A 25,286-nucleotide genomic window follows, 5' to 3' on the forward strand; every position below is an offset into this window, starting at 1 on the left:
GCGCAAGGCAGCATGAACACGGACCGCTCGGGCGATCACCTCCGCATATGTCGTGTCACCGGCTCGCAGGCCGGATCCTTCAAAGCTGATGACGCCGCCGCCAACACGATAGCTCTCCAGGTTGCCCTGTCGGATGACCGGCGTCCCCGTGGTCATGGTGGCGCGCTGCGCATTGATGAAACCGCAACCGGCACAGGTGATGCCGGAGGGGTTGGCGATGATCACCTGCGCCCGGTTGCCGGCGACCTCGATGAAGCCACGCAGGTAGCTCGGGTCCGATGAGTTGATCTGGTTGAGAATGACCTGCGCGCCACCCTGGGGCATCCAGGGATTGCCGGCGATGTAGCCGCCCAGTTCGGTCTTGCTGGAGCCGCCCGCGTTGTTGAGGATGGCGCCCCGCTCATCGACATCGAAGCGCCGATAGCTGTTGACCGAGAGTCCTCTTGCGTTGGGCTGCCGGATGTTGACTACCGGCACGCCATTGGCCGCCTTGACCACCAACGGCTGCTGTTCGCGCGGGGCGTTGCGGTCGACCAGGATCTGCGCATGCGACAGGCTCTGCCATGCCAGTGCCACGCACAGTGCAATGCGCGCGGTGCGCCATGGCAGCAGCGTGAGCGGCACCACTGCGGCTCGGGCCGTTCCTCGCCTCTTGGCACTGATGACAGACGCGGTTTCTGCCACTGCCATCACCATGCCGCGATGACGGTTGAAGATCAGTTTGTAGCGCAGCCGGTTCAAAGGACTCTCCTCCGTGATACCCGCCTTGCGAAAGGGCAAGACGATCGGAGCAGCAGTCTATTTTTTTGTATCGGCGCTAAAAATCAGAAATGTCTCATTTGCTGGAAACTAAAGAACGCAGGTTTCAAGCAATTCGATCGCTTTCGAATATCAATTCATTGCGAAGCTGCAAGATGATTTTGATGAGATGCCTATCGGTTGTGAATCGATGACGACCGGGCTTTCCCGGCCTGTTGGGCTTGCTTGTACGTCAGCGCAGGAGGGGAGCCCATCGGGCAGGAATGCAATTTTCCTGTCGCGGCAAGCAAGTCATAGCCGGCTAATGGCCTGGTTCCTGATCGCATCGAGAAAATCGCGGGCCGGTCCCAGTCCCGGGATCACCACGTCCGTATCGATCTCCAGCATGGGCACCAGCACGAAGGCGCGCTGCGTCATACGCGGATGCGGGACGATCAGTGCCTCTTCCTGCAGGCGTGCATCTCCGTACATCAACACATCCAGATCCAGCGTGCGGGGGGCATTGCGATAGGGGCGTTCACGTCCGTGCTGCAGTTCGATGGCCTGCAGGGCGTGCAGCAGATCCAGCGCCGTGAGTGAGGTACTGAGCAACGCCACGGCGTTGACGTAGTCATCGCCGCTGGAATCGATGGGGGCGGTGCGATAGAGCGAGGAGCTGCGCAGCAGTTGCGACTGCGGCAGCCGGGCCAGGTGGGCGAGCGCCTCTTCGACGGTGGCGCGGGCATCGCCCAGGTTGCCACCGATACCGATCCAGGCCCGCGTGAAAGAGGACGCCACGCGGCTCAGTCGTCGCCCGCAGGCGTACTGTCACCACCCGCGGCGCTACCACCAGCGCCACTACTGCTGCGACGACGGCGACGGCGCTTGGGAGCTTCTGCGGTCCCGGCGTCGGCCGGTTCAGCGGCGCTCTCGGCCGTTTCCTTGAGGGTGGGTGTGCGGGTCTCTGCGGGCGGCGTGCTCTCCTGCTCGATACCGCTGTCGTTGCCGCCCATGTCGGCGCCAGACTTGCTGCGGCTACGTCCGCCTCGGCGCTTGCGCTTCTTGGGGCCGGCACCGCCGCCGGCGGCATCGGCCGGCTTGCGGGCGATCAGTTCTTCACGCTCGGCACCGTTGCCGGCGATGAAGGCTTCCCACCATTCGCCGAGTTCGGCATCGAGTTCACCGGACTGGCAGCGCAGCAGCAGGAAATCGAAACCGGCGCGCAGGCGCAGATGTTCCAACAGCTTGTAGGGCGCCTTGCCGACGCGACGTTCAAAGCGCGGCTGCATGGCCCAGATGTCGCGCATGTCGGAGGCGATCTTGCGTTGCAGTGCCAGCTTCTCGGTTTGCGCATCGAGCACGTCATCGGCGGCCAGATGCAGCGCGGGGATCGGATACTCACCGGCAGCCTGGTAGGCACGCCATTTCTCCAGCACCTGATGCCACAGCAGCGAAGCGAACAGGAAGCCCGGCGAGACCCCCTTGCCTTCCTTGACGCGGGCATCGGTATTGGCCAGCGCCAGGCTGACGAACTTCTCCCCCAGCGGCTGTTCCAGCACCACATCCAAGAGCGGCAGCAGGCCGTGATGCAGACCCTCCTTGCGCAACTGCTGCAGGCAGGCCAGGGCATGGCCGCTCATGAGCAGCTTCAACATTTCATCGAAGACACGCGCTGCGGGTACGTTGTCGATCAGCGGGGCCATCACGCGGATTGGCGCGCTGCTGGCCGGGTCGATGGTGAACTTGAGCTTGGCCGCGAAGCGCACCACGCGCAACATGCGCACCGGGTCTTCGCGGTAGCGCGCTTCCGGTTCGCCGATGATGCGCAGTTTCTTGTCGCGGATGTCGGCGATGCCGCCGTGATAATCCAGCACCGCCTGGCTGGCCGGATCGTAGTACATCGCGTTGATGGTGAAATCGCGCCGGGTGGCATCCTCATGCTGCTCGCCGAAGGTGTTGTCGCGCAGCACGCGGCCGTGCTCATCCTTGGGCGCCGCTTCGGCCGAGGCACCACGGAAGGTGGTGACTTCGATCAGTTCCTGACCAAACATCACATGCACGATCTGGAAGCGGCGCCCGATGATGAAGGCGCGGCGAAACAGTTGCTTGACCTGTTCCGGCGTGGCATTGGTGGCCACATCAAAGTCCTTGGGCTTGATGCCCAGGAGCAGGTCACGTACCGCACCGCCGACGATGAAGGCCTTGTAGCCGGCTTCCTGCAGGGTCTGCGTCACACGCACCGCATTGGGCGAAACCAGCGCCGGATCAATGCCGTGCTGCTTGGGGCCGAGCACATCGGGCTCGATCTTCCCCCCGTTGGCACTCGCCTTGGCGCGCGATTTCTTGGGCGGCTCGGTGCCCTCGGCAGCGGCGGTCTTGCCCCGGCCCAGAATGGAGCGAATCAGTTTCTTGATCATTGCGCGTGGCCGTCGGCGAAGAGGTTCAGCACCGGCCAGCCGCGCGCCTGGGCATGGGCCAGCAGCTTGTCGTTGGGGTTGGTGGCGATGGGATCGGTTACGCGTTCGAGCAGCGGAATGTCGTTCTGCGAATCGCTGTAGAAGTAGCTGCGCTCGAACTGGGCCAGCTTGAAGCCCAGGCGTTCCAGCCAGGCTTCGGTATGCACGATCTTGCCCGGGCCGAAGGTAGGCGTACCGTCGAGCTTGCCGGTGAGGTTGCCCTTTTCATCGAGCATGGGCAGGGCGGCGATCAGGTGTTCCACGCCGAAGTGCGAGGCGATGGGCTTGGTCACGAAGTGGTTGGTGGCGGTGACGATGGCCAACAGGTCACCGGCGTCGAGATGCTTCTTCACCAGGGCCACGGCTTGCGGCAGGATGGCGGGCTTGACCACTTCGTCCATGAATTGCAGGTGCATCTCGTCGAGCTGTGTACGCGTGAAGCGCGACAGGTTGCCCAGCGCAAACTCCAGGTAGGCCACCGGATCGAGCGTGCCGTTCTGATAATGGGCGAACCATTCGTCATTGGCCTTGCGGAAGCTGTCGGCATCCACGGCGCCGATGCGCGCCATGAATTCGCCCCACTCGTGGTCGGAGTCGAGCGGCAGCAGGGTATGGTCGAGATCGAAAAGGGCGAGGTTCATTGTTCTTCGGATTCCTGTTGTAACAGTTCGCGTAGCAAGGGCAGGGTGATGGCGCGCTTGGTGGCCAGCGAGTAGCGGTCCAGCGCGTCGAGCATGCGCGACAGCGAGGGCATGTCGCGTCGGTAGTGGGTGAGCATGTACATCATCACGGCGGGAGGGATCTCCAGGCCGCGGTCCAGGGTGATCTGCAGCAGGGCGGCGATCTTCTCGTCGTCCGACAGGTCATGCACCTGGTAGATCAGGCCCCAGCCGAGCCGGGTGCGCAGGTCTTCGCGCAACTCCAGGCGGGTCGGTGGCAGGGTGCCGGTGCAGACCATGCAGCCGCCCTGTTCGCGGATCTGGTTGAACAGGTTGAAGGCAGCGATCTGCTGTTCCTCGAACAGCTGATCGACATCGTCGAGCAGGTAGTGACTGGTCTGCGGGTGATAGTCGAAGGCGGCGTCGGGAGAGTCGGCACCGATCAGGCGTGCGCGCTGGCCTTCCTGTCCGGCCTTGGTGGCCAGGGCATGCAGCAGGTGGGTCTTGCCGGCACCGGCTTCGGCCCAGAGGTAGATGAAGCGGTCGGTGCTGGCGCTGCCGCGCTGGGCGGATTGCTCCGCGCCGGCCGTGGCCAGCAGCTTCAAGCGCTCCAGCAGTTCTGCATTGCGGCCGGTCACGAAGCTGTCGAAGCTTTGCGGCTGGTCCGCGCTCAAATCGAGCGGAATCTGTTTCATCGGCGTGTATCAGCTACGGCGGCTGTCAGGGTATGGCAGCCAGTTAATGCAGGACGGCGCCAAGCGCCCGGGCCTGCGCAGCGTCCTGCAAGGGCAGGGGGGGCTGTGATCAATCATAGACTCTTCAACGGTTGTAAAAATTGCTGGCCAGATACTCGCGCCGCACATGGATGGCGATCACCGAGACAATGGCCGAGGCCGGCAGCGCCAGCAGCACGCCGACGAAGCCGAACAACTGGCCGAAGGCCAGCAAGGCGAAAATCACCACCAGCGGATGCAGGCCGATACGCTCGCCCACCAGCTTGGGCGTGAGGATGAAGCTTTCCAGCACCTGTCCCACGCCATAAATCAGGGCTACCCACAACAGGCCGATGGCACCATCGAATTGCAGGATGGCCGCCAGTATCGCCAGCACCAGCCCGAGACCAAAACCCACGTAGGGGATGAACACCAGCAGGCCCGTCAACACGCCCACGGGAAGGGCGCTGTCGAATCCGGCGACGCTGAGCGCAACCGAATAATAGACCGCCAGCACCAGCATCACCAGCAATTGTCCACGCAGGTACTGTCCCAGCAGACTGTCGACCTCGGTCGCCATGGTGTTGACGCGACCGGCCCAGCGGCGCGGGATCAGGATCTGCAGGCGTTTCTGGAAGGGATGCCAGTCCTGCAGCAGGTAAAACAGCACCATCGGCACGAACAGCAGATTGGCCAGCCAGGCCAGCAGCGCCGTGCCGCCTACCTTGGCCGAGGCCAGCACCGAACTCCACAGCTCGTCGCCGCTGGTGCTGATCTGTTGCGTGAGCAAGGCCTTGATGCCGGCCAGGTCCAGTCGCACGTCGATACCCAGCTGGTGCAGGCGCGGCGAGAGGAAGGCATTCAACTTGTCCAGCAGCGGCGGTATCTGGGCCTGCAGCAGCGGGATCTGGCGCAGCACCAGCGGTACCACGATCAGCACCAGGGCCAGGCCGGCCAGGATCAGCAGCAACACCATGATCGTCACGCCCACGAAACGCGGGATGCGGACCGGACCGATGCGACGGCTGGCGATCCAGTCCACGCCGGGGTTGAGCGCATAACCGATGATGCCGGCGGCAACAAAGGGGGACAGCATCGGCCCCAGCGCCACCAGCAGCGTCAATAGCAAAATGCCGACAATGAGCCACGCCAGGTTCTGTTTTTGCTCTTCGGATAAAGAAAAAGGCATGGATTCGGAGTTCGGGAGTGTCGGTTTTGTTAAAATCACGGCTTGGCAGGGCGGCTTCGCCCCTGAATCCCCTATTTTACCGTCTTCACTGGCAATATTTCATCATGACTTCACCTTCCAATGTCTCCCTCTCCTACCGTGACGCTGGCGTCGATATCGATGCCGGTGACGCCCTGGTCGAAGCGATCAAGCCGTTCGCCAAGCGCACCACCCGCGAAGGCGTGCTGGGCGGCATTGGCGGGTTCGGTGCCCTGTTCGAGATCAGCAAGAAGTACAAGGAGCCGGTGCTGGTCTCCGGTACCGACGGCGTGGGCACCAAGCTCAAGCTGGCCTTCCACCTCAATCGTCACGATACGGTTGGTATCGACCTGGTGGCCATGAGCGTCAACGACATCCTGGTGCAGGGCGCCGAGCCGCTGTTCTTCCTGGATTACTTTGCCTGCGGCAAGCTGGACGTGCCCTCGGCCACCGATGTCATCAAGGGCATCGCCGCCGGTTGCGAACAGGCCGGCTGCGCCCTGATCGGCGGTGAAACCGCTGAAATGCCCAGCATGTACCCCGATGGTGAATACGATCTGGCAGGATTTGCCGTGGGCGCGGTGGAAAAGTCCAAGATCATCGACGGCACCAAGATTGCCCCGGGCGACGTGGTGCTGGGCCTGGCCTCGTCGGGTGCGCATTCCAACGGTTATTCGCTGGTGCGCAAGATCCTGGAGGTGGCCAAGCCGGACCTGGACGCCGATTTCCACGGCCGCAAGCTGGCCGATGTACTGATGGCCCCGACCCGCATCTACGTCAAGCCGCTGCTGTCGCTGATGGAGAAGCTGGAAGTCAAGGGCATGGTCCACATCACCGGTGGCGGCCTGGTCGAGAACATCCCGCGCGTGCTGCAGGATCACCTGACCGCTGAACTGGATGCCAAGTCCTGGACCATGCCGCCGCTGTTCACCTGGCTGCAGCAGCACGGTGGCGTGGCCGATGCGGAAATGCACCGCGTCTTCAACTGTGGCATCGGCATGACCGTGATCGTCTCCCGGGAAAACGCTGACGCTGCTGAAGCTCACCTGAAGGCCGCTGGTGAAACCGTCTACCGTATCGGTACCATCCGCGCCCGCGCCGAAGGCGAAGCGCAGACCATCGTGCGCTAAGCCGGACAGGCAAAGCCATGAAAATCATGTAAATCCTTTTAAGGATTTACAAAGTTTAAAAGGCTGCATTCTTCGGAATGCAGCCTTTTTTATTTCCGGCAGAACATTTCCCGCCAGATGAAAACTTGGTTTTAACTTAGTTTTGTCAAAACAAAAACTAAGTTTCCAAAAAGAAAAATCTAACAGTTCAGCTCGCCTGCCCGACATCCCCATCCTGTTCGGCCAGGATCTGCCGCGGCACCGCCTGCAGTCCCCTCGCCACGCCATTCGGCGGCGGCACGCGCACCGGCTCGCTGATGTCGGTGGCCGTCGAGAGCACATTGAGGGTGTCTTCCGGTGGGGCATCCCAGACCGGATCATCGATGGCCTCGAAGACGCGCTTCAATTGCGAACCCCAGCTGCGCCGGATCATCTGGAAATACTGGTTCTGCTCATCGATGGTGACGAAGCGCGTCACGGCCAGGTCTTCGCTTTCGTAGACCAGCAGGTCCAGCGGCAGGCCCACCGAGATGTTGGACTTCAAGGTCGAATCCATGGAGATGAGCGCACACTTGGCCGCCTCGTCCAGCGAGGTCTGGGGGGTGACCACGCGGTCGATGATGGGCTTGCCGTACTTGGATTCGCCGATCTGGAAGTAGGTGTTCTCATCGTGCGATTCGATGAAGTTGCCTGCGGAATACATCTGGAACAGGCGGCAACGCTCGCCACGGATCTGTCCGCCAAAGATGATGCTGACGTTGAAATCGATACCGAACTTGCTCAGCTCGGCGGCTTCGCGGTCATGCACGGCGCGAATGGCGTCGCCCAGGATCTGCGCGGCTTCGTACATGGTGGTGGCGGTCCAGATGCTGCGTCCCTCGGCATTGGTGCGCTCGGTGAGCATCTGGCGGATGGATTGCGAAATCGACAGGTTGCCGGCGGTCATCAAGACCATCACGCGGTCGCCCGGATTTTCGTAAACACTCATCTTGCGGAAGGTCCCGATGTGGTCCACTCCCGCATTGGTGCGCGAATCGGACAGGAACACCAGGCCGCTGTTGAGGCGCATGGCTACGCAGTAGGTCATGATGGCAACGTGATACGTGGAAACGGAAAGCCGGATTTTACCGTAAGGCCCGGCGCCAGAGCGTGCGCGCCGGGGGCATCTGTCGTGACGTACCTACAGTAACGGCCTGTTTCCCGAAAAGATGACAGCGGCTGTGCTTCTTTCTTGCGCGCCAGGCACAGCCGGAGCGGCTTACGCTGCCAAAGGAACAAGAAAATCGCGGCTGATGCGATTGCCCAGCTCGAAGATGCGCTCCAGGAACTCGGTGAGCGTATCGTGCAATCCGGCCTCCAGGATTTCCTCGATGCGGGCGAACTTCAGGTCGGCGTGGAGCTTGCCGGCAAAGCGCTCGGTATCGGCCGAGACATCGTTGCGCACATGGTGCAGGTTGGAGATCACGTTGCCCATGCAGGCCAAGAGCGAACGCGGCATGTCCGCGCGCAGGATCAGCAGCTCGGCCACCCGTTCAGGCGTGATGACGTCGCGGTAGACCTTGCGGTAGATCTCGAAGCCCGACACCGAACGCAGGATCGCCGCCCAGTAGTAGAAGTCCAGCTGTCCTGCTTCATCGCGGGCGGCCTGGCTTTGCGACTGCGACTGGCCATTGAGCTTCTGCGACTGCGCTTCCTTGGTGCCGTGGAACTTGACATCGATGATGCGCGCCGTATTGTCGGCACGTTCCAGGAAGGTGCCCAGGCGGATGAAGTGGAAGGCCTCGTCCTCCAGCATGGTGCCGATGGTGACACCGCGCGAGAGATGCGAACGATGCTTGACCCATTCGAAGAAGTCGCTGGGGTTCTGTTCCAGCGCATTGGTTTGCAGGTAGGACTGCATCTTGATCCAGGTGGCGTTCTGGATCTCCCAGGCTTCGGTGGTCAGCGCGCCGCGCACGGCGCGCGCATTCTCGCGCGCCTGGCGCAGGCAGGAGGCGATCGAGGACGGATTGTTGGGGTCACGCACCATGAAGTCGATGACATCCTTTTGCGTGAGCTTGTCGTATTTCTGGTTGTAGCCATAGAGCAGTTCCGAGATGCCCAGCACGGCACGCCAGCCCTGCTCGGCGTCATCCACCGATTGCGGCAGCAGCGCGGTCTGTACGTGCACGTCCAGCATGCGGGCGGTGTTCTCGGCGCGCTCGGTGTAGCGGGCCATCCAGAAGAGGTGATCGGCGGTACGGCTGAGCATCTTATTTCTCCAGAATCCAGGTGTCCTTGGTGCCGCCGCCTTGCGACGAATTCACCACCAGCGAGCCTTCCTTCAAGGCCACGCGCGTCAAGCCGCCCTTGACCATGGTGATCTGCTTGCCCGACAAGACGAAGGGACGCAGATCCAGGTGGCGCGGCGCGATGCCGGACTCCACATAGGTCGGGCACACCGACAGGGCCAGCGTGGGCTGGGCGATGTAGCCATCGGGTTTGGCGATGATGCGCGCGCGGAAGTCCTCGATTTCCTGTTTGGTGGAGGCCGGGCCGACCAGCATCCCGTAGCCACCAGCACCGTGCACTTCCTTGACCACCAGCTTTTCCAGATTGGCCAGGGTGTAGGAGAGATCTTCCTTCTTGCGGCACTGGTAAGTCGGTACGTTGTTGAGGATGGGCTCTTCGGTCAGATAGAAGCGCACCATGTCCGGCACATACGGATAGATCGACTTGTCGTCGGCCACGCCGGTACCGATGGCATTGGTCAGCGTCACCTTGCCGGCGCGATAGGCCTGCAGCAGGCCCGGCACACCGAGGGCCGAATCGGGACGGAAGGCCAGCGGATCGAGGAAGTCGTCGTCGATGCGGCGATAGATCACGTCGACCCGCTTGGGGCCGCGCGTGGTGCGCATGTAGACCACGTTGTCCTTGACGAACAGATCCTGCCCCTCCACCAGTTCCACCCCCATCTGCTGGGCCAGGAAGGCATGCTCGAAGTAGGCCGAGTTGTACATGCCGGGAGTCATCACCACCACGGTCGGATCGGTCACCCCGGCCGGGGCCACCGAACGCAGGTTGTCCAGCAGCAGGTCGGGATAGTGATCGACCGGCGCGATCTTGTGGCGCTTGAAGAGGTCGGGGAAGAGCCGCATCATCATCTTGCGGTTCTCCAGCATGTAGGAGACTCCGGACGGCACGCGCAGATTGTCTTCCAGGACGTAGAATTCACCTTCGCCCGCGCGCACGATATCGACACCCGCGATGTGGGCGTAGATGTCGTTGACCACGTTCACATCCTGCATCTCGCGCCGGTACTGGGCGTTCTGGAAGATCTGCTCGGGCGGGATGATGCCGGCCTTGACGATCTTCTGCTCGTGGTAGATGTCGTGGATGAACATGTTGAGCGCCTTGACGCGCTGGACCAGTCCCGCTTCCAGTTTGGCCCATTCGGCCTTGTGGATGATGCGCGGGATGATGTCGAAGGGGATCAGGCGCTCGGTGCCGGCATCGTTTCCATAGACGGCAAAGGTAATGCCGACGCGGCGGAAGATCAGGTCGGATTCGGCACGTTTGCGGGCGATGATTTCCGGCGATTGCGCGGAAAGCCAGCTGGCGAATTCTGCATAGTGCTGACGCACTTGACCTGCTTCGCTGCCGGCGCCTCCTGAATACATCTCATCAAAAAAATGTGCCATAGATTTGCTTCGTGTTCCCGTGGGGAGCGGGAATCTTTCTAAGTGGGTTGTAACGAAAACAGAGGCGGTGGGTACGGCAAAACTACAGCGTGGGTACGGCATGAAGCGATGGCGCTAAGGAACTGCACCTGCACGCCAGAGCCAGCGTGCATGAAGAAAGACTAACAGAGGCTTGAAATTTTTGACAGAGGAAAATTGCATGCTTTTGCTCCTCGCCCGTGCGGGTCTGCTGCCATCAAACGCAGACCCGCAGCGGCTTCAGTTATTCCATGGCGTGGCTGCGGGAACCGCACAGGGGGCCGGCATATCGATGGTCTTGAAGTCGGCCGGACTAACGATTTCGAGATATTCCATGTCGGGCGAATAGTCGAACAGGAAGTGCACGATGCCCGGTCGCTGGTGCACGCAATCGCCCGCCTTGACCAGCGTGACCTCGGTTTCATACATGAAGCGCGCCCAGCCTTTCAACATGATGACGATATGGAAGTTGGCTTCGTGTCGGTGCCACCCGGTACCCGTCTGGGGCGCCATGTTGGCCTTGACCAGCTGGGCCACCACCTGGCCGCCGGTAGCGGCGGCAATGCCCAGGTCGCGATACAGGAAGAAGTCGCGCAGACCGCCGGTTTCATAGGGCGTGTCGCCCTCGCTCACATGCGAGAAGGTGTTTTGCGCCAGTACGCTTGGATCAGCTACGGTATTCATCACATCCATCCTTTCTGCGGTCTCCCGCCATGGGCCTGCGACAAAAAACGGGCGCGACTTTGCTGCCTTTGCTCATTGGTGCTGATGCTTCTGCGCCCTAGAATTCCACGTCCAGTTCGTCGATATCCTCCGGTTCCTTTTTGGCTGCCGCGATCCATTCCTGCATCTCCGGCATGGCCATGATGCGCTTGGCATAGGCGGTGCAGATCGGATCGAGCTTGACGTCATAGGTCATGAAGCGCGTCACCACGGGCGCGTACATGGCATCGGCCATGGTGCGCTGTTCGCCGAACAGGAAGGGGCCGCCATACTTGGCCAGGCATTCCTTCCAGATGGTGGTGATGCGTACGATGTCGGCTTCGGCGCGGGACCACACCTTGAAGTTGGGGAAGTGGCCCTTGAGATTCATCGGCAGCGCTGCGCGCAGGGCCGAGAAGCCCGAGTGCATTTCACCGCATACCGAGCGGCAATGCGCACGGGCGGCGAGGTCGGCCGGCAGCAGCTTTGCACCGGGGCGGATTTCGTTGAGATATTCGGCAATGGCCAGCGTATCCCATACCAGTACGTCGCCATGGTGCAGGCTGGGTACCAGGATGGAGGAAGACAGCAGCAGGATCTCTGCCCGTGCCGACGGATCGTCCGGCGGTACGATGTCTTCCTCGAAAGAGAGCCCGGCGAACCTGGCCATGAGCCAGCCGCGCAGGGACCACGAGGAGTAGTTCTTGCTGGTGATGCGCAAAGTCGTCTTAGGCATGTCAGTCCCTTATCTGTTTTGTGCAGGTTGACTTTGGGCACGCGGCCGCGTGAGCGGCGGTGTCTTGTTCATCATCTTCATCGTCCGCACCGTCTGCGCTCGGGGCGGACACGGGCCACCGGAGCGGACCGCCTACCGCTACTTGCAAGGCTTGTGCCAGCTCGCGGGAAAAGTCGATCGAGCGTGCGCGAGGTGATGTGCGCAGCCATCTGGCGCATCCGGCATTGCACAAATGCCGTCCGCGCGGGGCTTGCGTCACCATCAATGGCACGACAATTGCATCGATGGCGGGGCGAGCGGACACCAAAAAGAGACAACCGAGGGCGGCGCTTCATGATCAATACCTATCAGCTCTACCAGAACTACGCCGACGCCACCGATCCGCTGCGGGCCTGTGCCCGCATGATGGCGCCCCTGCTGGGAGCGACCTGGCCCGGCATGCCGGTCAATCCGGCCCTGCGCAAGATGGCCTCGGCCTGCGAGGTCTTTGCGCGCACCCAGTTGACCCATGCACGCCCGCCCTTCGACATCGTCGAGGTGGTCGATGGTGGGCGCACAATTGCGGTGCACGAGGAGGAAATCAGCGCCACGCCCTTCTGTGGCCTGCTGCGTTTCCGCAAGGAAACCTCGGATGCCCAACCCAAGGTGCTGGTGGTGGCGCCGATGTCGGGCCACTTCGCCACGCTGCTGCGCGGGACCGTCAGGACGCTCCTGCGTGACCATGATGTCTACATCACCGACTGGCGCAATGCGCGCGATGTTGCCCTGGAGCATGGTCGCTTTGGTCTGGATGAATACGTTTCCCATGTCATCGATTTTCTCGCGGTGCTCGGTCCCGGCGCGCATCTGCTGGCCGTGTGCCAGCCCACGGTGGCCGCACTGACTGCCACCTCGATCATGGCCGAGGACAATCACCCCGCGCAGCCGCGCACCCTGACCCTGATGGCCGGGCCGCTCGATACCCGGGTCAATCCGACCGCGGTCAACGCGCTGGCCAAGAGCAAGCCGATCAGCTGGTTCGAAAAGAACATGATCAGCACCGTTCCGGCGCGCCATGTCGGGGCCGGGCGGCGTGTCTATCCGGGCTTCGTGCAGCTGGGCGCCTTCATGAACATGAACCTGAACCGCCACATCGAGGCTTTCCGCAAGCTCTATCATCATCTGGTCGAGGGCGAGCAGGCGCAGGCGGCACAGATCAGGGATTTCTACGAAGAGTATTTCGCCATGGCCGACCTGCCGGCGGAGTTCTATCTGGAAACGGTCCGCACGGTGTTCCAGGAACATGCGCTGCCGCTGGGCAAGCTGACCTACCGCGAACGCGTGGTCGACCCGCGCGCCATCCGTCGCACCGCGCTATTCACCATCGAGGGCGAGAAGGACGATATCTGTGCGGTCGGCCAGACCGTGGCCGCACAGGAAATGTGCAGCAGCATCCGGCCCTACAGGCGTCTGCACCATGTTCAGACGGCGGTGGGGCATTACGGTGTCTTCAACGGACGACGTTGGGACAACGAGATCTATCCGCGGCTGCGGGATTTCATTAACATGAATCACCGGTGAGCTTGCGGCGTGCTTACCGACGCGAGTGAAAAACTTAGTCTTCAGGATCGAAAGTTTAAGTTTTTCTTCGCCCGGCACTAACACTCTCACATACACTCACAACGAGGTAGCTCCAACAGGATAGTCATCAGGAAAGTAATCAGGCGGTAAGAAAAACAAGGTATGCAGGAGAACTGCTCCGCATATCGCCAACAACCAAGCCCCGCGCTTGACCATTTGCTTGTCGTAAAGGAATTCCATGTCGATCCACGTGGCCCTGAACCATGTCACCTCTTACAAGTACGACCGTGCCATCAACCTGGGTCCGCAAGTCGTCCGCTTGCGTCCCGCCCCGCACAGTCGTACCCGCATCCTGAGCTATTCGCTGCGCGTGCTGCCCGAGCCGCATTTCATCAACTGGCAGCAGGACCCGGAATCGAACTACCTGGCACGCCTGGTGTTCCCCGAGAAGACCACCGAATTCAAGATCGAGGTGGATCTGGTGGCCGAGATGTCGGTCATCAATCCCTTCGATTTCTTCCTCGAACCTTACGCCGAGCAGTTCCCTTTCGAGTATGCCGAGGACCTGCAGAACGAGCTGTTGCCCTATCGCCAGAAACTGCCGTTGTCGCCGTTGTTCGAGCAATTCCTCAAGAGCGTTCCACGCGAGAAGGTGGGCAGCGCCAATTTCCTGGTGGCCTTGAACCAGAAGCTGGCCAATCACATCGGCTACACCATCCGCATGGAACCCGGCGTGCAGACGCCGGAAGAAACGCTGACCCTGAAGTCCGGCTCCTGCCGTGACTCCTCCTGGTTGCTGGTGCAGTTGCTGCGCCACCTGGGCCTGGCCGCGCGCTTCGTCTCCGGCTACCTGATCCAGCTGACCGCCGACCAGAAATCGCTGGATGGTCCCTCCGGTCCCGAGGCCGACTTCACCGACCTGCACGCCTGGTGCGAGGTCTATCTGCCCGGTGCCGGCTGGGTCGGGCTGGACCCGACTTCGGGCCTGTTCGCCGGGGAAGGCCACATCCCCTTGTCCTGCACACCCGAGCCGGCCTCGGCTGCGCCGGTCAGCGGCCTGGTCGATCCCTGCGAGGTGGAGTTCGAGCACCTGATGTCGGTCCGGCGCATCTGGGAAGCGCCGCGCGTGACCAAGCCCTATACCGAAGAACAATGGGCCGCCATCGAGAAACTGGGCCATGCCATCGATGCTGACCTGCAGGCCAATGACGTGCGCCTGACCATGGGCGGCGAACCGACCTTCGTCTCGCTGGACCACCCGGACGAGCCGGAGTGGAACACCGCCGCCATGGGCCCGACCAAGAAGCCGCTGGCGGCCGAGCTGTATCACCGCATGCGCAACAAGTACGCCGCGCAGGGTCTGCCGCATTTCGGCCAGGGCAAGTGGTATCCGGGCGAGCAGTTGCCGCGCTGGGCGCTCAATTGCTACTGGCGCCGCGACGGTGAACCGATCTGGCTCAATCCGGCCCTGATCGGTGACGAGACCCGGCCGAACGTGATCGACAAGATCGTCACCAGCCATTTCCTGCATCGCGTGGCGCAGCGTTTGCAGGTGGATGGCAAGAACGTCTTCCCGGCTTATGAAGACGTGTTCTACTACATGTGGCGCGAGCGCCGCCTGCCGGGCAACGTCGATCCCTTCGATTCGCGCGTGGATGACAAGCAGGAGCGCGAGCGCCTGATGAAGGTCTTCACGCAGGGCCTGCAAAGTGCGGTCGGCCATGTGCTGCCGCTGGCGCGTCGCGACGATGGGCTCGGCTGGCAGAGCGGTGCGTGGTTCCTGCGCAGTGAGCGCTGCTACCTGTATCCGGGCGACTCTCCCCTGGGTTATCGCCTGCCGCTGGATTCGCTGCCCTGGGTCAAGGAGGGCGAGTATCCCGCCGTCCATCCGGCCGATCCCACCCAGAACTTCCGCCCCTTGCCCAGCAGCGCCGAGATCCGCCGCCAGCTGGGCAGTCCGCAGGAACCGGCGGCGCGCCCGGACAAGGCTGCCAGCGCGGCCGCTGCCATCACTGGCGAAGGCCGCAGCAGTGCAGCCACTACGGCGGCCAGCACCGCTACCCAGACCGTGCCCGCCCCCTTCGAATCAGCCAACTGGCTGACCCGCACCGCGCTGTGTGCCGAGGTACGCAATGGCGTGTTCTACCTCTTCATGCCGCCGCTGGCGCAGCTGGAGCATTATCTGGAACTGGTGGCCGCCATCGAGGCCGTGGCCGAGGAGCTCAAGCAGCCGGTCCTGCTGGAAGGCTACGAGCCGCCGCACGATCCGCGTCTGCGCAAGTTCAGCGTCACGCCCGACCCGGGCGTGATCGAGGTCAACATCCAGCCGGCCAACAACTGGAGCGAACTGGTCGAGCAGACCACCCACCTGTATGAGGCCGCACGGGCCTCGCGCCTGACGACAGAAAAGTTCATGCTCGATGGCCATCATTCCGGCACCGGGGGCGGCAATCACATGGTCCTGGGCGGCATCACGACCAGTGATTCACCTTTCCTGCGACGCCCCGATCTGCTGCGCAGCCTGATCTCCTACTGGCACAATCATCCTTCGTTGTCCTACCTGTTCTCGGGCATGTTCATCGGTCCGACCTCGCAGGCGCCGCGCATCGATGAGGCGCGCAACGATTCGACGGTGGAAATCGAACTGGCCTTCAGCGAGATGGACAAGCAGGTCGCCAAAGGGGAATGCCCGCCCTGGCTGGTGGACCGCCTGCTGCGCAATCTCTTGATCGACGTGACCGGCAACACCCACCGCGCCGAGTTCTGCATCGACAAGATGTATTCCCCCGACAGCGCCACCGGCCGCCTGGGCCTCCTGGAGCTGCGCGCCTTCGAAATGCCGCCGCATGCGCGCATGAGCCTGACCCAGCAACTGCTGCTGCGTGGTCTGGTGGCGCGCTTCTGGAAGGAGCCCTACAAGCCGGCGCGCCTGGTGCGCTGGGGCACGGAACTGCATGACCGCTTCCTGCTGCCGCACTTCATCGAGCAGGATTTTGCCGACGTGATGGCCGACATGAACGAGGCCGGCTATCCCATGCGGGCCGAATGGTTCGCGCCGCACATGGAATTCCGCTGCCCCAAGATCGGCGACTATGCCGTCAAGGGCATGCAGGTCGAATTGCGCACTGCGCTCGAACCCTGGCACGTGCTGGGCGAGGAAAACAGCGGTGGCGGCACGGCGCGCTATGTGGATTCCTCGCTGGAACGCCTGCAGGTCAAGATCACCGGCATGGCCTCCGACCGTTACGTGCTGACCTGCAATGGCGTTCCGGTGCCGCTGCAGCCGACCGGTACCGTCGGGCAGTTCGTCTCCGGTGTACGTTATCGGGCCTGGCAGCCGCCGTCGGCGCTGCATCCGACCATCCCGGTGGATTCGCCGCTGACCTTCGACCTGATCGATACGTGGAATGGCCGCAGCCTGGGCGGTTGCCAATATCATGTGGTGCATCCGGGCGGTCGCAATTACGAAACCTTCCCGGTCAATGCCTTCGAGGCGGAAAGCCGCCGCCTGGCGCGCTATTTCCGCATGAACCATACCCCGGGAAAATGGCAGCTCACCCCGGCGCGGGCGTCTATCGAGTTTCCTTTTACGTTAGACTTACGCTACTTCTAAAACTGAGCCGGGCGCCGTTGCAGGCGCGGCGCGCAGCCCGGCCACTCACTGACTTATGCCCCAGCGTCTACTGGAAAGCTATTCGGTCGCCAGCGATCGTTATGACGAGATGCTGGCCGCCGACGGCCGCCTGCGCCCGCACTGGCGAACGCTGATCGACCAGCTTGAAAACCTCTCGCCGGAGATGCTGCGCCGGCGCGCCAACGAGGTACGCGACGCCATCGCCTCCGATGGCGTGACCTACAACGTCTATGCCGACCCCAAGGGCGCCAACCGCCCCTGGGAGCTGGATCTGCTGCCGCACCTGGTGTCCTCCGAGGAATGGGATTTCCTGGAGCGCGCCGTGGCCCAGCGGGCGCGTCTGATGAATGGCCTGCTCGCCGACATCTACGGCCCCCAGACCCTGATCGCCGAAGGTCTGTTGCCGCCCGCGCTGGTGTTCGGCCAGCACGGCTACCTGATGCCCTGCCACGGCTGGCAGCCACCGGGCGGCGTGCATCTGCATGCCTATGCGATCGATCTGGCGCGCTCGGGCGATGGTACCTGGTGGGTGGTGTCGGACCGCACGCAGGGTCCGTCCGGTACCGGCTATGCGCTGCAGAACCGCCAGATCATGGCGCGCGCCATGCCCGAGGCGCTGCGCGACATGCACGTGGAGTCGCCGCACCGCTACTTCCATACCCTGCGCGCGATGTTGACGCGCCTGGCACCGGCCCAGGGCGAGGTGCCGCTGATCGTGCTGCTCACGCCGGGCCCCTACAACGAAACCTATTCCGAACACGCCTTCCTTGCCCATACGCTGGGCTTCCCGCTGGTGGAAGGGGTGGACCTGACGGTGCGCAGCGACCAGGTGTTCCTGAAGACGCTCAACGGTTTGCGCCGCGTGCACGCCATCCTGCGCCGCATGGACGATGACTATTGTGATCCGCTGGAACTGCGCGCCGATTCCGCTCTCGGTGTGCCGGGCCTGACGCAGGCCGCACGGCTGGGCAATGTGGTCATCGCCAATTCGCTGGGCAGTGGCGTGCTGGAGTCGACGGCGCTGCACGGTTTCCTGCCGGCCATCAACGAACGCCTGTATGGCGAATCGCTGCTGCTGCCCTCGGTGGCGTCGTGGTGGTGTGGCGAGAAACCGGCGCTCGATTACACACTGGCGCATCTCGATGAGCTAGTGATCGTGCCGGCATTTTCTTCGATGCGCATGCAGCCGGTCTTCGGGCATACCGTCACGGGGGCGGCGCGTCGTCGTCTGATCGAAAGCCTGCAATTGCAGCCGCATGCCTATGCCGCCCAGGAATGGGTACGGCTGTCGCAGGCACCGGTGATGTCGCGCAGTGGTGACTATCGCCTGATGAACCGCACCATCAGTCTGCGCGTCTTTGCGGTAGCCGATGGTCAGGGGGGGTATCAGGTCATGCCGGGCGGTCTCACGCGCGTGGCGCCGCGCCAGCGGCGCGATGTGGTCTCGATGCAGCAGGGCGGCACCAGCAAGGATGTGTGGGTACTGCGCGAAGAGGAGCGGCCCGACGCCTCCATGGCCGATGAGCGTCATGGTGCAGAAAACGTCACGGTCATCAGGGGCACGGTCGACGTCTCCTCGCACTCGGGCGAGAACCTGTTCTGGATGGGGCGCTATTCGGAGCGCGTGAAGAATCTCTCGCGCCTCTTGCGCACCACGCTGCAATACACGATGGATGGCCAGACCGAGAGTCGCGGCATGCTGGGCAGCGTGTCGTGGATCTGCAGTCAGTTGGGTGTGCAGATGCCCAAATCCGAACCGCGCCCGACCATCACCGGCCTGCAGCAGAGTCTGCAGGCTGCGGTGGTCGATCCGTCCGCACCGGTGAGCGTGGCCACGCAATTGCGCCAGCTCGCCAATGCCGCCTATCAGGTGCGCGAACATCTTTCTCTGGACAACTGGCACGCGCTGACCAAAATGCCGGCCATGGTGCAGGAACGCATCAATACGCCCGCCGCCGCGCAGCACGTGCTGGGCAACGTGATCGATGCCTGCTCGGGCCTGGCCGGTCATGCGCTGGACGACATGACGCGCGATGCCGGCTGGCAGTTCCTGATGGTGGGCCGTCACATCGAACGCATGGCCAACATGGCTGCGCTGTTGGACAACTTCCTGCGCCTGCCGCCGCAGCGCCAGACCGCCGCGCTCTCGTGGTTGCTGGAGGCGGCCAGCAGCATCGTCACCTATCGCGTGCGTTATCGGCGCACGCCGGAGTGGCTGCCGGTGCTGCACCTGCTGGTGTTCGACGTGAGCAATCCGCATGGCATGGCCTACCAGTTCCGCATGCTGCAGCAATACATGCGCGAGATTGCGCAGCAGCTGGGTTTGCTGAGCATGACCATTCCCTCGCATCTGTCCACCCAGCTCGAAGCGATGAACCTCAACGAGTTTGCGCACGATCATCCCCATGTCGCGCAGGCCAATGCACGCCTGACGCAATTGATGCGCGATGCCGTCAGCGGTGGCTACATGCTCTCCGACGATCTCTCGCGCCATTACTTCACGCCGCTGACCGCACCGGTCAGCCAGGGGGTATGAGATGACTGCCCGGCACCAACGCTACGTCTACCGCATCCATCACCAGACCACTTACCAGTATTCGCTGCCGGTGCGGCTGTCGCATCAGGTACTGCACCTGACGCCGCGCGAACTGCCGTGGCAGCAGTGTCTCTCGCACACCGTCAACATCCTGCCGGGGCCGCAACTGGTGCGCAGCTACGAGGACAATTTCGGCAATGTCATCAAGGCTTTCTCGCTCGATACCGATCACACCAGCCTGGATGTGCAGGCCGATTCCTGGGTTGCGCTCACGCCGCGTGCCCAGCCGCAGCCGGGCATGCCGTGGGAAGAAGCCGTCACGGTGATGGCCTATCACGGCGGGCGCCTGATGGCGCCGGGCATGCTGGAGGCGTCCAATTTCCTGTTCGAATCCTCGCACGTGCGCATCAAGCGCGAGTTCATCCGCTATGCGGCCGAGTGCTTCAGTCCCGGCCTGTCGGTGGTGGAGGGGGTGCGCGCATTGATGATGCGCATCCATGAGGAATTCGCTTTCGATCCGGCAGCGACCACCGTCTCCACACCGGTGACCGAAGTCTTCGTCAATCGCCGTGGCGTGTGCCAGGATTTTGCGCATCTGATGCTGTCCTGCCTGCGTTCCATGGGACTGGCCGCGCGCTACGTCAGCGGTTATCTGCTGACCGAACCGCCGCCCGGGCAGCCGCGCCTGATCGGTGCCGATGCCTCGCATGCGTGGGTCTCGGTGTATTGCCCCGGTGCGGACGGTGGCGAAGGGACGTGGATCGATGCCGACCCGACCAATGGCGTCTTCCCCGATACCAGTCACATCACGCTGGGCTGGGGACGCGATTTCCTCGACATCTCGCCCTTGCGCGGCGTGCTCATCGGTGGGGGGCAGCAGAGCATGCAGGTGGCCGTGACGGTGTTGCCAGGGGAGGAAGCGCAGGGTTTGCAGCTGTCGATCTGAGCCGCGTCGTTCTTTTCGAACCCAAGAAAAATGGCCCGTCACGGATTTCCGTGGAATGCCTCTCTGCTCTTCTGGGGGAGACGGTATCGCATTTGCCGCAGGCCTTGCACTTCATTAGAACGCATCTCACGCCTATTTATGAAATGGGTTCTAGATTCTCTCGCGTTCCCGCGCTCAAGCCAGCCTTGCGCGCCTCGCGCAGCCTTCATGCCGCGCACCATGAATTCCTGCACTGCGGGAACAATCCGCATCACGCATCGTCAAAACGCCCGTCAAGGCGCATCGACATGTTCAATCTCGGGCAACATCAGAAAAAATATACGTCCTCCAGGGATCGCCGTCGGCGGCACGAGCTGAACGGCACACCAACTTGGTTTCAAGGAAAAAGCATGAAAAAAGCAGGTCTCGTCTCGCCGTGTCTCGCGCTGCTTGTCTCATTGGCCGGCTGTGATGCCTTTTCATCGGAACCGACCTATAAGGGCTTGAGTGTTGAGGGGTTTAATTACACGCCATATAACTTGAGCCGTTTTGTCGTCACGGACAAATACGGCAACAGGGCCAGCGGCGGTGGAGATTTGCCGCCCGGTTCCGGAGAGGGCCGTCTTAGTTGTTGTTACTCGTTGAAAGGAACAGAATTTACCGTTGACTGGCGGGTGTATGACGCTGATGAAGCAATTAAGGACTTATACGCTCCGATTAAATACATAGAGAAAAAAACGGAGGTGCATCTACCTCCCACCAAAGTCGAAGGAGGAGCCGGCACCAGAATATTAGGGCTGCATTTTTATCCGGATGATCACATCGAATTTGAGTTCCGAACGGATTTGAGAGGTTCGCGTATTGATTTCGCAGAGGTCGATTATCGCCTCATGCAGAAACATAAAGATCTCATGAATCCTCAGGGGAAACTTGATGAGTTCGCTGTCTTTCGCCGCACGGCTCGCGTCGCCGCCGAAGGATGGAAAAAGTATCGTCTGACTGATAATGGCGATTTGGAGCAGTATGTTTATTACACCCTCTTTGTTAACAAGGATTTTGATCAGCATCCGGTGGTGCAGCAAATCATTAAGTCTACAAAAGGAAAGCCCGGCGAATTCGGACGTGAGTTAGAGACGCTTTCAGCGGAAACGCGACGTGAAATAAAAGCTAATAAATTTAAACATGCCAAAACCGGGGAAAGCAATGGCTGAAGTCCAGACCTCGGATGATGGCGCTATCAGTCCCGCGGATAAGACTCCGCCCAAGGTCGTTCTTGGAATGGCGGCACATATTGCAGCAACGCGAAAGGCTGAAAAGCTCACTTGTCAGTGCGATATTCACATGGGATTCTTTTTTGATGGTTTCGGACGTTCCAAAGATTTGGATGATCCAACCAGTTCCCGCTACTCGAACATTTCCCGCTTATGGGAGGCTTATCGTGATAACAATGATAGGCGAAGAAAAAATACGCCGAATGAATTCTGGTACCCCTTTTACTATTCCGGACTAGGTACGCCCCTGAATGATGATGCAGCAAGTAACGCCATTGTCTCCGGCGCATTGAAGGTCGCGACAAACACCGGCAAGGCGGTGATGGACAAAGCAAAGTCCACCGCCAAGGAGGCCACCGGCGTAGACAAGCTGGATGGTGTCGCAAAGCTGGCTTCTCCGACCAAGATCGGAACCAAGGTGCAGGAGCGCTTTGCCGAACCCATTCGCAAGATGATCCTGGAAGAGCCGTCCTTCGGCTATCGCACGGTGGCTGGCCTGCTCGGGTTCAATAAGAACACGGTGCAAAGGATCTTCCAGATCAAAGGTTGGCAGGTCAAGAAGCGGCCCATTGGTTTCCGTCCCAGGGTGAAGGCCTTGCCGTCGGTAGCCACAGGACCAGACCAGCGCTGGGCAACCGATCTGTGTCGGATCTGGACAGGGCGCGATGGCTGGGCGGTGCTAGCCCTGGTGATTGATTGCCACACGCGGGAATTACTGGGCTGGCATCTGTCGCGTTCGGGCAAGTCGAAGACGGCAGAGTCGGCCCTGGAGCAAGCGCTGATCGCACGTTATGGCTCGCTGGGTCGCGTGACGGCCCCGTTCTTGCTGAGGTCTGACAATGGGCTAGTGTTCACCAGCCGTAGTTACACAGCGTTGGTCCGCAGTTACGGACTGCAGCAAGAGTTCATCACGCCGCATTGCCCGCAGCAGAATGGCATGGTTGAACGCGTCATCAGAACCCTGAAGGAGCAGTGTGCTCATCGACATCGCTTCGAAACATTGCAGCATGCCAGTCGCATCATTGGCGACTGGATCGGCTTCTATAACCACCGCCGGCCGCATCAGGCGCTGGGGATGAAGACACCAGCTGAGGCGTTTGCTTTAGCTGCTTGAGGTGAGCAGGTTTGGCTGGGTCATTACAGCGCATCGTCCTTTCGTCAGCGTGTGGGAACGGCTTGATTCAGAGTCCAAAAAAATCGTCGAGATGCGCGCACAAGAGCAAAAGCGGATCGATGATGAGCCACGCCGCAAGAGCCAATGGCAAAAATTGATGGATGAACGTGAAGCCCCCTGGCGGGCAAAGGGAATGAGTCCGCCTGGAATGCCGCCGACTTACCGCCCCGCCCGCCCCCTGATGAGCCCCGAAGAGTTCCTGTTGGGTGACGCCTGGATCGCAGCCTCCAGCGGCAAGACAACACTGCCGGACGATGTCATGGCGCTGTTCGATCTGCTGGTGCACGACACGATGTTGACCAGTTGGCACGATCACTTGCTGTCTTCGACGCTTTATTTCCAGACGCGTGCGACCGATGCCTTCGGCGTGACCGATGCCAAGGAAGAAGATGAAACCCGCAAGCAAGACGATGCCAATGCCGCCCGCATCAAACAGATGCAGGATACGATGCAAATGCCGCGCATGAGCCAGGCAAGTCAATAGCAGGCAAGTTACGTGTGGGCTATGCTCGGCACGCAGAAACGCTCTTCTTCCAGCCTGACATCATCGCAATATTCACCGCCAGGATGACTTCCTCCTTTTGGTGCCAGCCCACGGTAGAACGGTTATGGTGTCACATGAGTACGCAAAAAGAATGGCCACTGATCGCGAGATCAGTGGCCATTTCATTTCAGGCTGGCAGGTCAGTGCGCTCCGGCATCGGCGACCATCAGCGGCTTGCCGCCGTCAGGACGGTTGCGGTCCGAAGCCTGCTTGACCAGCAGCGCCACGGTCGAGACCAATGCAGCCGTGGCCACCACCGCGAACACTTCGCCAAAGCCCAGTTGACGGCGCGTCAGTTCGGCTACCAGGAAGGAACCGGCGATGCCGCCAAAGCGGCCCACGCCCAGCATCCACGCCACGCCGGTGGCACGACCACGGGTCGGGTAGTAAGCGGCGGCCAGCGCCGGCAGGGACGATTGCGCGGTATTCATCAGACTGCCGGCGACGAAGACTACCACCGTCAGTACACCCACATTTCCCGCCGCCTGGCCGATGGCAAACACGGCCACGGCGGTGGCGGCAAAGCCGATGGCGATGACCCGGTTGGCGTTGTAGCGGTCCATCAGCCAGCCGGCCAGGATGGCCCCCACGCCGCCCAGCGGGAACAGTGCAGCAATGAGCGTGGCCGTCCTGGGGGCCAGGCCGGCATCCTTGAACAGCACCGGCATCCAGTTCACCAGCGCATAGAAGATCACCAGCCCCATGAAGTAAGCCAGCCACAGCATGCAGGTGCCGATCAGGTAACGCGGTTCGAACAGCATGGCGATGCCGCTCTTGCCATTGGCGACGTCGCCCTGCGGGCCGGTCTCGGTCAGGGTGAAACGACTGACATTGGCCGCCGAGGAGGAGATGCGACGCAGGACCGCAGCGATGCGCCCGGCCGGGTAACCCTTGGCCACCATGTGGCGCACCGACTCCGGCAGGCTGGGCAGCATCACCAGCAACAGCAGCAGGGGAGCGGCACCACCCAGCATCAACACGCTGCGCCAGCCCCACAGCGGGATCATCCACGCGGCCAGGAAGCCTCCCAACGCCGCTCCCAGCGGGAAGCCGCAGAACATGGCATTGGTCAGCATGGCGCGGCGGGCCGCCGGGCTGTACTCACTGGTGAGCGTGACGGCATTGGGCATGGCCGCGCCCAGGCCGAGGCCGGTCAGGAAGCGCAGGATGGTCAGCTCCTGCAGGTTGCCGGCGAAGGCCGAGCCCATGCAGGCGGTGCCCATCACCAGTACCGACAGCAGCAAGATCTTGCGACGGCCATAGCGGTCGGCCAAGGGACCTGAGGTCAGCGCACCGGCGGCCAGGCCGAACAGGGCGGCACTGAGTACCGGCGCCAGGTCCGGCTTGGCGATGCCCCAGTCCTTGAGCAGCGACGGGGCGATGAAGCCGATGGCAGCCGTGTCGAAGCCGTCCAGCAGGACGACGAAGAAGCACAGCGCAAAGATCAGCCATTGATAACGCGAGAAGGGCTCGCGGTTGATGAAAGCCTGGACGTCCAGGGCAGGGGTTTGCGGTCTCATGTCTCTCTCTTCTGATTGTTGGGGGGTACGGCTGTTTTGTTTTTTTGTGCGAAAAGTATAAAACAATGCCGAACGAATGTGTTCGGTCATTGCGCATCTGTGCG

20 protein-coding genes are annotated in these 25,286 nt (G+C 61.8%); 8 read left to right on the forward strand and 12 right to left on the reverse strand.

Annotated features, from left to right (window positions below; translation table 11 throughout):
• From HNO82_RS02280 to HNO82_RS02305, 6 genes are all read right to left on the reverse strand, one after another.
• The coding region (locus tag HNO82_RS02280) for a two-partner secretion domain-containing protein (protein WP_175342621.1) at positions 1–741 on the reverse strand (741 nt) is incomplete at its 3' end.
• Positions 742–1,050: 309 nt separating this feature from the next.
• Positions 1,051–1,536: a 2-amino-4-hydroxy-6-hydroxymethyldihydropteridine diphosphokinase gene (folK, locus tag HNO82_RS02285; protein WP_175342622.1), complete on the reverse strand. Its 486-nt coding sequence runs from the start codon at positions 1,534–1,536 to the stop codon at positions 1,051–1,053.
• 5 nt (positions 1,537–1,541) lie between these two features.
• Positions 1,542–3,155 carry a polynucleotide adenylyltransferase PcnB gene (gene pcnB / locus HNO82_RS02290; protein ID WP_175342623.1) on the reverse strand — a complete coding sequence of 538 codons (1,614 nt, stop codon included), beginning with the start codon at positions 3,153–3,155 and terminating at the stop codon, positions 1,542–1,544.
• Entirely contained in the window at positions 3,152–3,835 is a 684-nt protein-coding gene (locus HNO82_RS02295; RefSeq protein WP_175342624.1) for a histidinol-phosphatase, read from the reverse strand. The genes pcnB and HNO82_RS02295 overlap by 4 nt, the downstream gene beginning before the upstream one ends.
• Positions 3,832–4,548: a DnaA regulatory inactivator Hda gene (gene hda, locus HNO82_RS02300; protein WP_175342625.1), complete on the reverse strand. Its 717-nt coding sequence runs from the start codon at positions 4,546–4,548 to the stop codon at positions 3,832–3,834. Before hda ends, HNO82_RS02295 begins: the two co-directional genes overlap by 4 nt.
• Before the next feature lie 124 nt (positions 4,549–4,672).
• Positions 4,673–5,755 carry an AI-2E family transporter gene (locus HNO82_RS02305; RefSeq protein WP_175342626.1) on the reverse strand — a complete coding sequence of 361 codons (1,083 nt, stop codon included), beginning with the start codon at positions 5,753–5,755 and terminating at the stop codon, positions 4,673–4,675.
• A gap of 104 nt (positions 5,756–5,859) precedes the next feature.
• On the opposite strand from HNO82_RS02305, the gene purM reads away from it, so the two are divergent.
• Positions 5,860–6,903: a phosphoribosylformylglycinamidine cyclo-ligase gene (gene purM, locus HNO82_RS02310; protein ID WP_008325512.1), complete on the forward strand. Its 1,044-nt coding sequence runs from the start codon at positions 5,860–5,862 to the stop codon at positions 6,901–6,903.
• Positions 6,904–7,090: 187 nt separating this feature from the next.
• Here purM and HNO82_RS02315 read toward each other — a convergent pair whose 3' ends face one another.
• From HNO82_RS02315 to HNO82_RS02335, 5 genes are all read right to left on the reverse strand, one after another.
• Positions 7,091–7,969 carry a proteasome-type protease gene (locus HNO82_RS02315; protein WP_034349656.1) on the reverse strand — a complete coding sequence of 293 codons (879 nt, stop codon included), beginning with the start codon at positions 7,967–7,969 and terminating at the stop codon, positions 7,091–7,093.
• Between the two features lie 171 nt (positions 7,970–8,140).
• Positions 8,141–9,133, reverse strand: coding sequence for an alpha-E domain-containing protein (locus HNO82_RS02320; protein ID WP_008325514.1), 993 nt, complete (start codon positions 9,131–9,133; stop codon positions 8,141–8,143).
• A 1-nt stretch (position 9,134) separates the two neighbouring features.
• Positions 9,135–10,562, reverse strand: coding sequence for a circularly permuted type 2 ATP-grasp protein (locus HNO82_RS02325; protein WP_008325520.1), 1,428 nt, complete (start codon positions 10,560–10,562; stop codon positions 9,135–9,137).
• 258 nt (positions 10,563–10,820) lie between these two features.
• Complete coding sequence (locus HNO82_RS02330; protein WP_008325522.1) at positions 10,821–11,264, reverse strand: cupin domain-containing protein; 444 nt, start codon at positions 11,262–11,264, stop codon at positions 10,821–10,823.
• A 97-nt stretch (positions 11,265–11,361) separates the two neighbouring features.
• On the reverse strand, positions 11,362–12,018 hold the full coding sequence (locus HNO82_RS02335; protein ID WP_008325524.1) for a glutathione S-transferase family protein: 657 nt from the start codon (positions 12,016–12,018) through the stop codon (positions 11,362–11,364).
• 333 nt (positions 12,019–12,351) lie between these two features.
• On the opposite strand from HNO82_RS02335, the gene HNO82_RS02340 reads away from it, so the two are divergent.
• From HNO82_RS02340 to HNO82_RS02375, 7 genes are all read left to right on the forward strand, one after another.
• Complete coding sequence (locus HNO82_RS02340; protein ID WP_008325526.1) at positions 12,352–13,578, forward strand: polyhydroxyalkanoate depolymerase; 1,227 nt, start codon at positions 12,352–12,354, stop codon at positions 13,576–13,578.
• Positions 13,579–13,816: 238 nt separating this feature from the next.
• Positions 13,817–17,191 (forward strand): transglutaminase family protein, encoded by a 3,375-nt coding sequence (locus HNO82_RS02345; protein WP_175342627.1) that lies wholly within the window; start codon positions 13,817–13,819, stop codon positions 17,189–17,191.
• A gap of 55 nt (positions 17,192–17,246) precedes the next feature.
• Complete coding sequence (locus tag HNO82_RS02350; protein WP_175342628.1) at positions 17,247–19,748, forward strand: circularly permuted type 2 ATP-grasp protein; 2,502 nt, start codon at positions 17,247–17,249, stop codon at positions 19,746–19,748.
• Position 19,749: 1 nt separating this feature from the next.
• Positions 19,750–20,694 (forward strand): transglutaminase family protein, encoded by a 945-nt coding sequence (locus HNO82_RS02355; protein WP_175342629.1) that lies wholly within the window; start codon positions 19,750–19,752, stop codon positions 20,692–20,694.
• Positions 20,695–21,083: 389 nt separating this feature from the next.
• Positions 21,084–21,884 (forward strand): DUF3304 domain-containing protein, encoded by an 801-nt coding sequence (locus HNO82_RS02360; RefSeq protein ID WP_175342817.1) that lies wholly within the window; start codon positions 21,084–21,086, stop codon positions 21,882–21,884.
• On the forward strand, positions 21,877–23,058 hold the full coding sequence (locus tag HNO82_RS22165; protein WP_249776917.1) for an IS3 family transposase: 1,182 nt from the start codon (positions 21,877–21,879) through the stop codon (positions 23,056–23,058). Before HNO82_RS02360 ends, HNO82_RS22165 begins: the two co-directional genes overlap by 8 nt.
• A 1-nt stretch (position 23,059) precedes the next feature.
• Positions 23,060–23,602 (forward strand): hypothetical protein, encoded by a 543-nt coding sequence (locus tag HNO82_RS02375; RefSeq protein WP_249776918.1) that lies wholly within the window; start codon positions 23,060–23,062, stop codon positions 23,600–23,602.
• A 200-nt stretch (positions 23,603–23,802) separates the two neighbouring features.
• On the opposite strand, the gene HNO82_RS02380 is transcribed toward HNO82_RS02375, so the two are convergent.
• Positions 23,803–25,182 (reverse strand): MFS transporter, encoded by a 1,380-nt coding sequence (locus HNO82_RS02380; RefSeq protein WP_175342630.1) that lies wholly within the window; start codon positions 25,180–25,182, stop codon positions 23,803–23,805.
• Positions 25,183–25,286 lie beyond the last annotated feature (104 nt).

The organism is Herbaspirillum sp. C9C3, assembly GCF_013359625.1.
In the GTDB taxonomy this organism is placed as follows: Bacteria; Pseudomonadota; Gammaproteobacteria; order Burkholderiales; family Burkholderiaceae_D; genus Herbaspirillum.

Coding starts and splice junctions, on each gene's coding strand:
- HNO82_RS02355 (WP_175342629.1), top strand. CDS start 19,750: ATGACTGCCCGGCACCAACGCTACGTCTACCGCATCCATCACCAGACC.
- HNO82_RS02330 (WP_008325522.1), bottom strand. CDS start 11,264: ATGAATACCGTAGCTGATCCAAGCGTACTGGCGCAAAACACCTTCTCG.
- HNO82_RS02295 (WP_175342624.1), bottom strand. CDS start 3,835: ATGAACCTCGCCCTTTTCGATCTCGACCATACCCTGCTGCCGCTCGAC.
- HNO82_RS02350 (WP_175342628.1), top strand. CDS start 17,247: ATGCCCCAGCGTCTACTGGAAAGCTATTCGGTCGCCAGCGATCGTTAT.
- HNO82_RS02340 (WP_008325526.1), top strand. CDS start 12,352: ATGATCAATACCTATCAGCTCTACCAGAACTACGCCGACGCCACCGAT.
- HNO82_RS02360 (WP_175342817.1), top strand. CDS start 21,084: ATGAAAAAAGCAGGTCTCGTCTCGCCGTGTCTCGCGCTGCTTGTCTCA.
- hda (WP_175342625.1), bottom strand. CDS start 4,548: ATGAAACAGATTCCGCTCGATTTGAGCGCGGACCAGCCGCAAAGCTTC.
- HNO82_RS02305 (WP_175342626.1), bottom strand. CDS start 5,755: ATGCCTTTTTCTTTATCCGAAGAGCAAAAACAGAACCTGGCGTGGCTC.
- HNO82_RS02325 (WP_008325520.1), bottom strand. CDS start 10,562: ATGGCACATTTTTTTGATGAGATGTATTCAGGAGGCGCCGGCAGCGAA.
- HNO82_RS02380 (WP_175342630.1), bottom strand. CDS start 25,182: ATGAGACCGCAAACCCCTGCCCTGGACGTCCAGGCTTTCATCAACCGC.
- HNO82_RS02320 (WP_008325514.1), bottom strand. CDS start 9,133: ATGCTCAGCCGTACCGCCGATCACCTCTTCTGGATGGCCCGCTACACC.
- HNO82_RS02345 (WP_175342627.1), top strand. CDS start 13,817: ATGTCGATCCACGTGGCCCTGAACCATGTCACCTCTTACAAGTACGAC.
- HNO82_RS02335 (WP_008325524.1), bottom strand. CDS start 12,018: ATGCCTAAGACGACTTTGCGCATCACCAGCAAGAACTACTCCTCGTGG.
- HNO82_RS22165 (WP_249776917.1), top strand. CDS start 21,877: ATGGCTGAAGTCCAGACCTCGGATGATGGCGCTATCAGTCCCGCGGAT.
- HNO82_RS02315 (WP_034349656.1), bottom strand. CDS start 7,969: ATGACCTACTGCGTAGCCATGCGCCTCAACAGCGGCCTGGTGTTCCTG.
- pcnB (WP_175342623.1), bottom strand. CDS start 3,155: ATGATCAAGAAACTGATTCGCTCCATTCTGGGCCGGGGCAAGACCGCC.
- purM (WP_008325512.1), top strand. CDS start 5,860: ATGACTTCACCTTCCAATGTCTCCCTCTCCTACCGTGACGCTGGCGTC.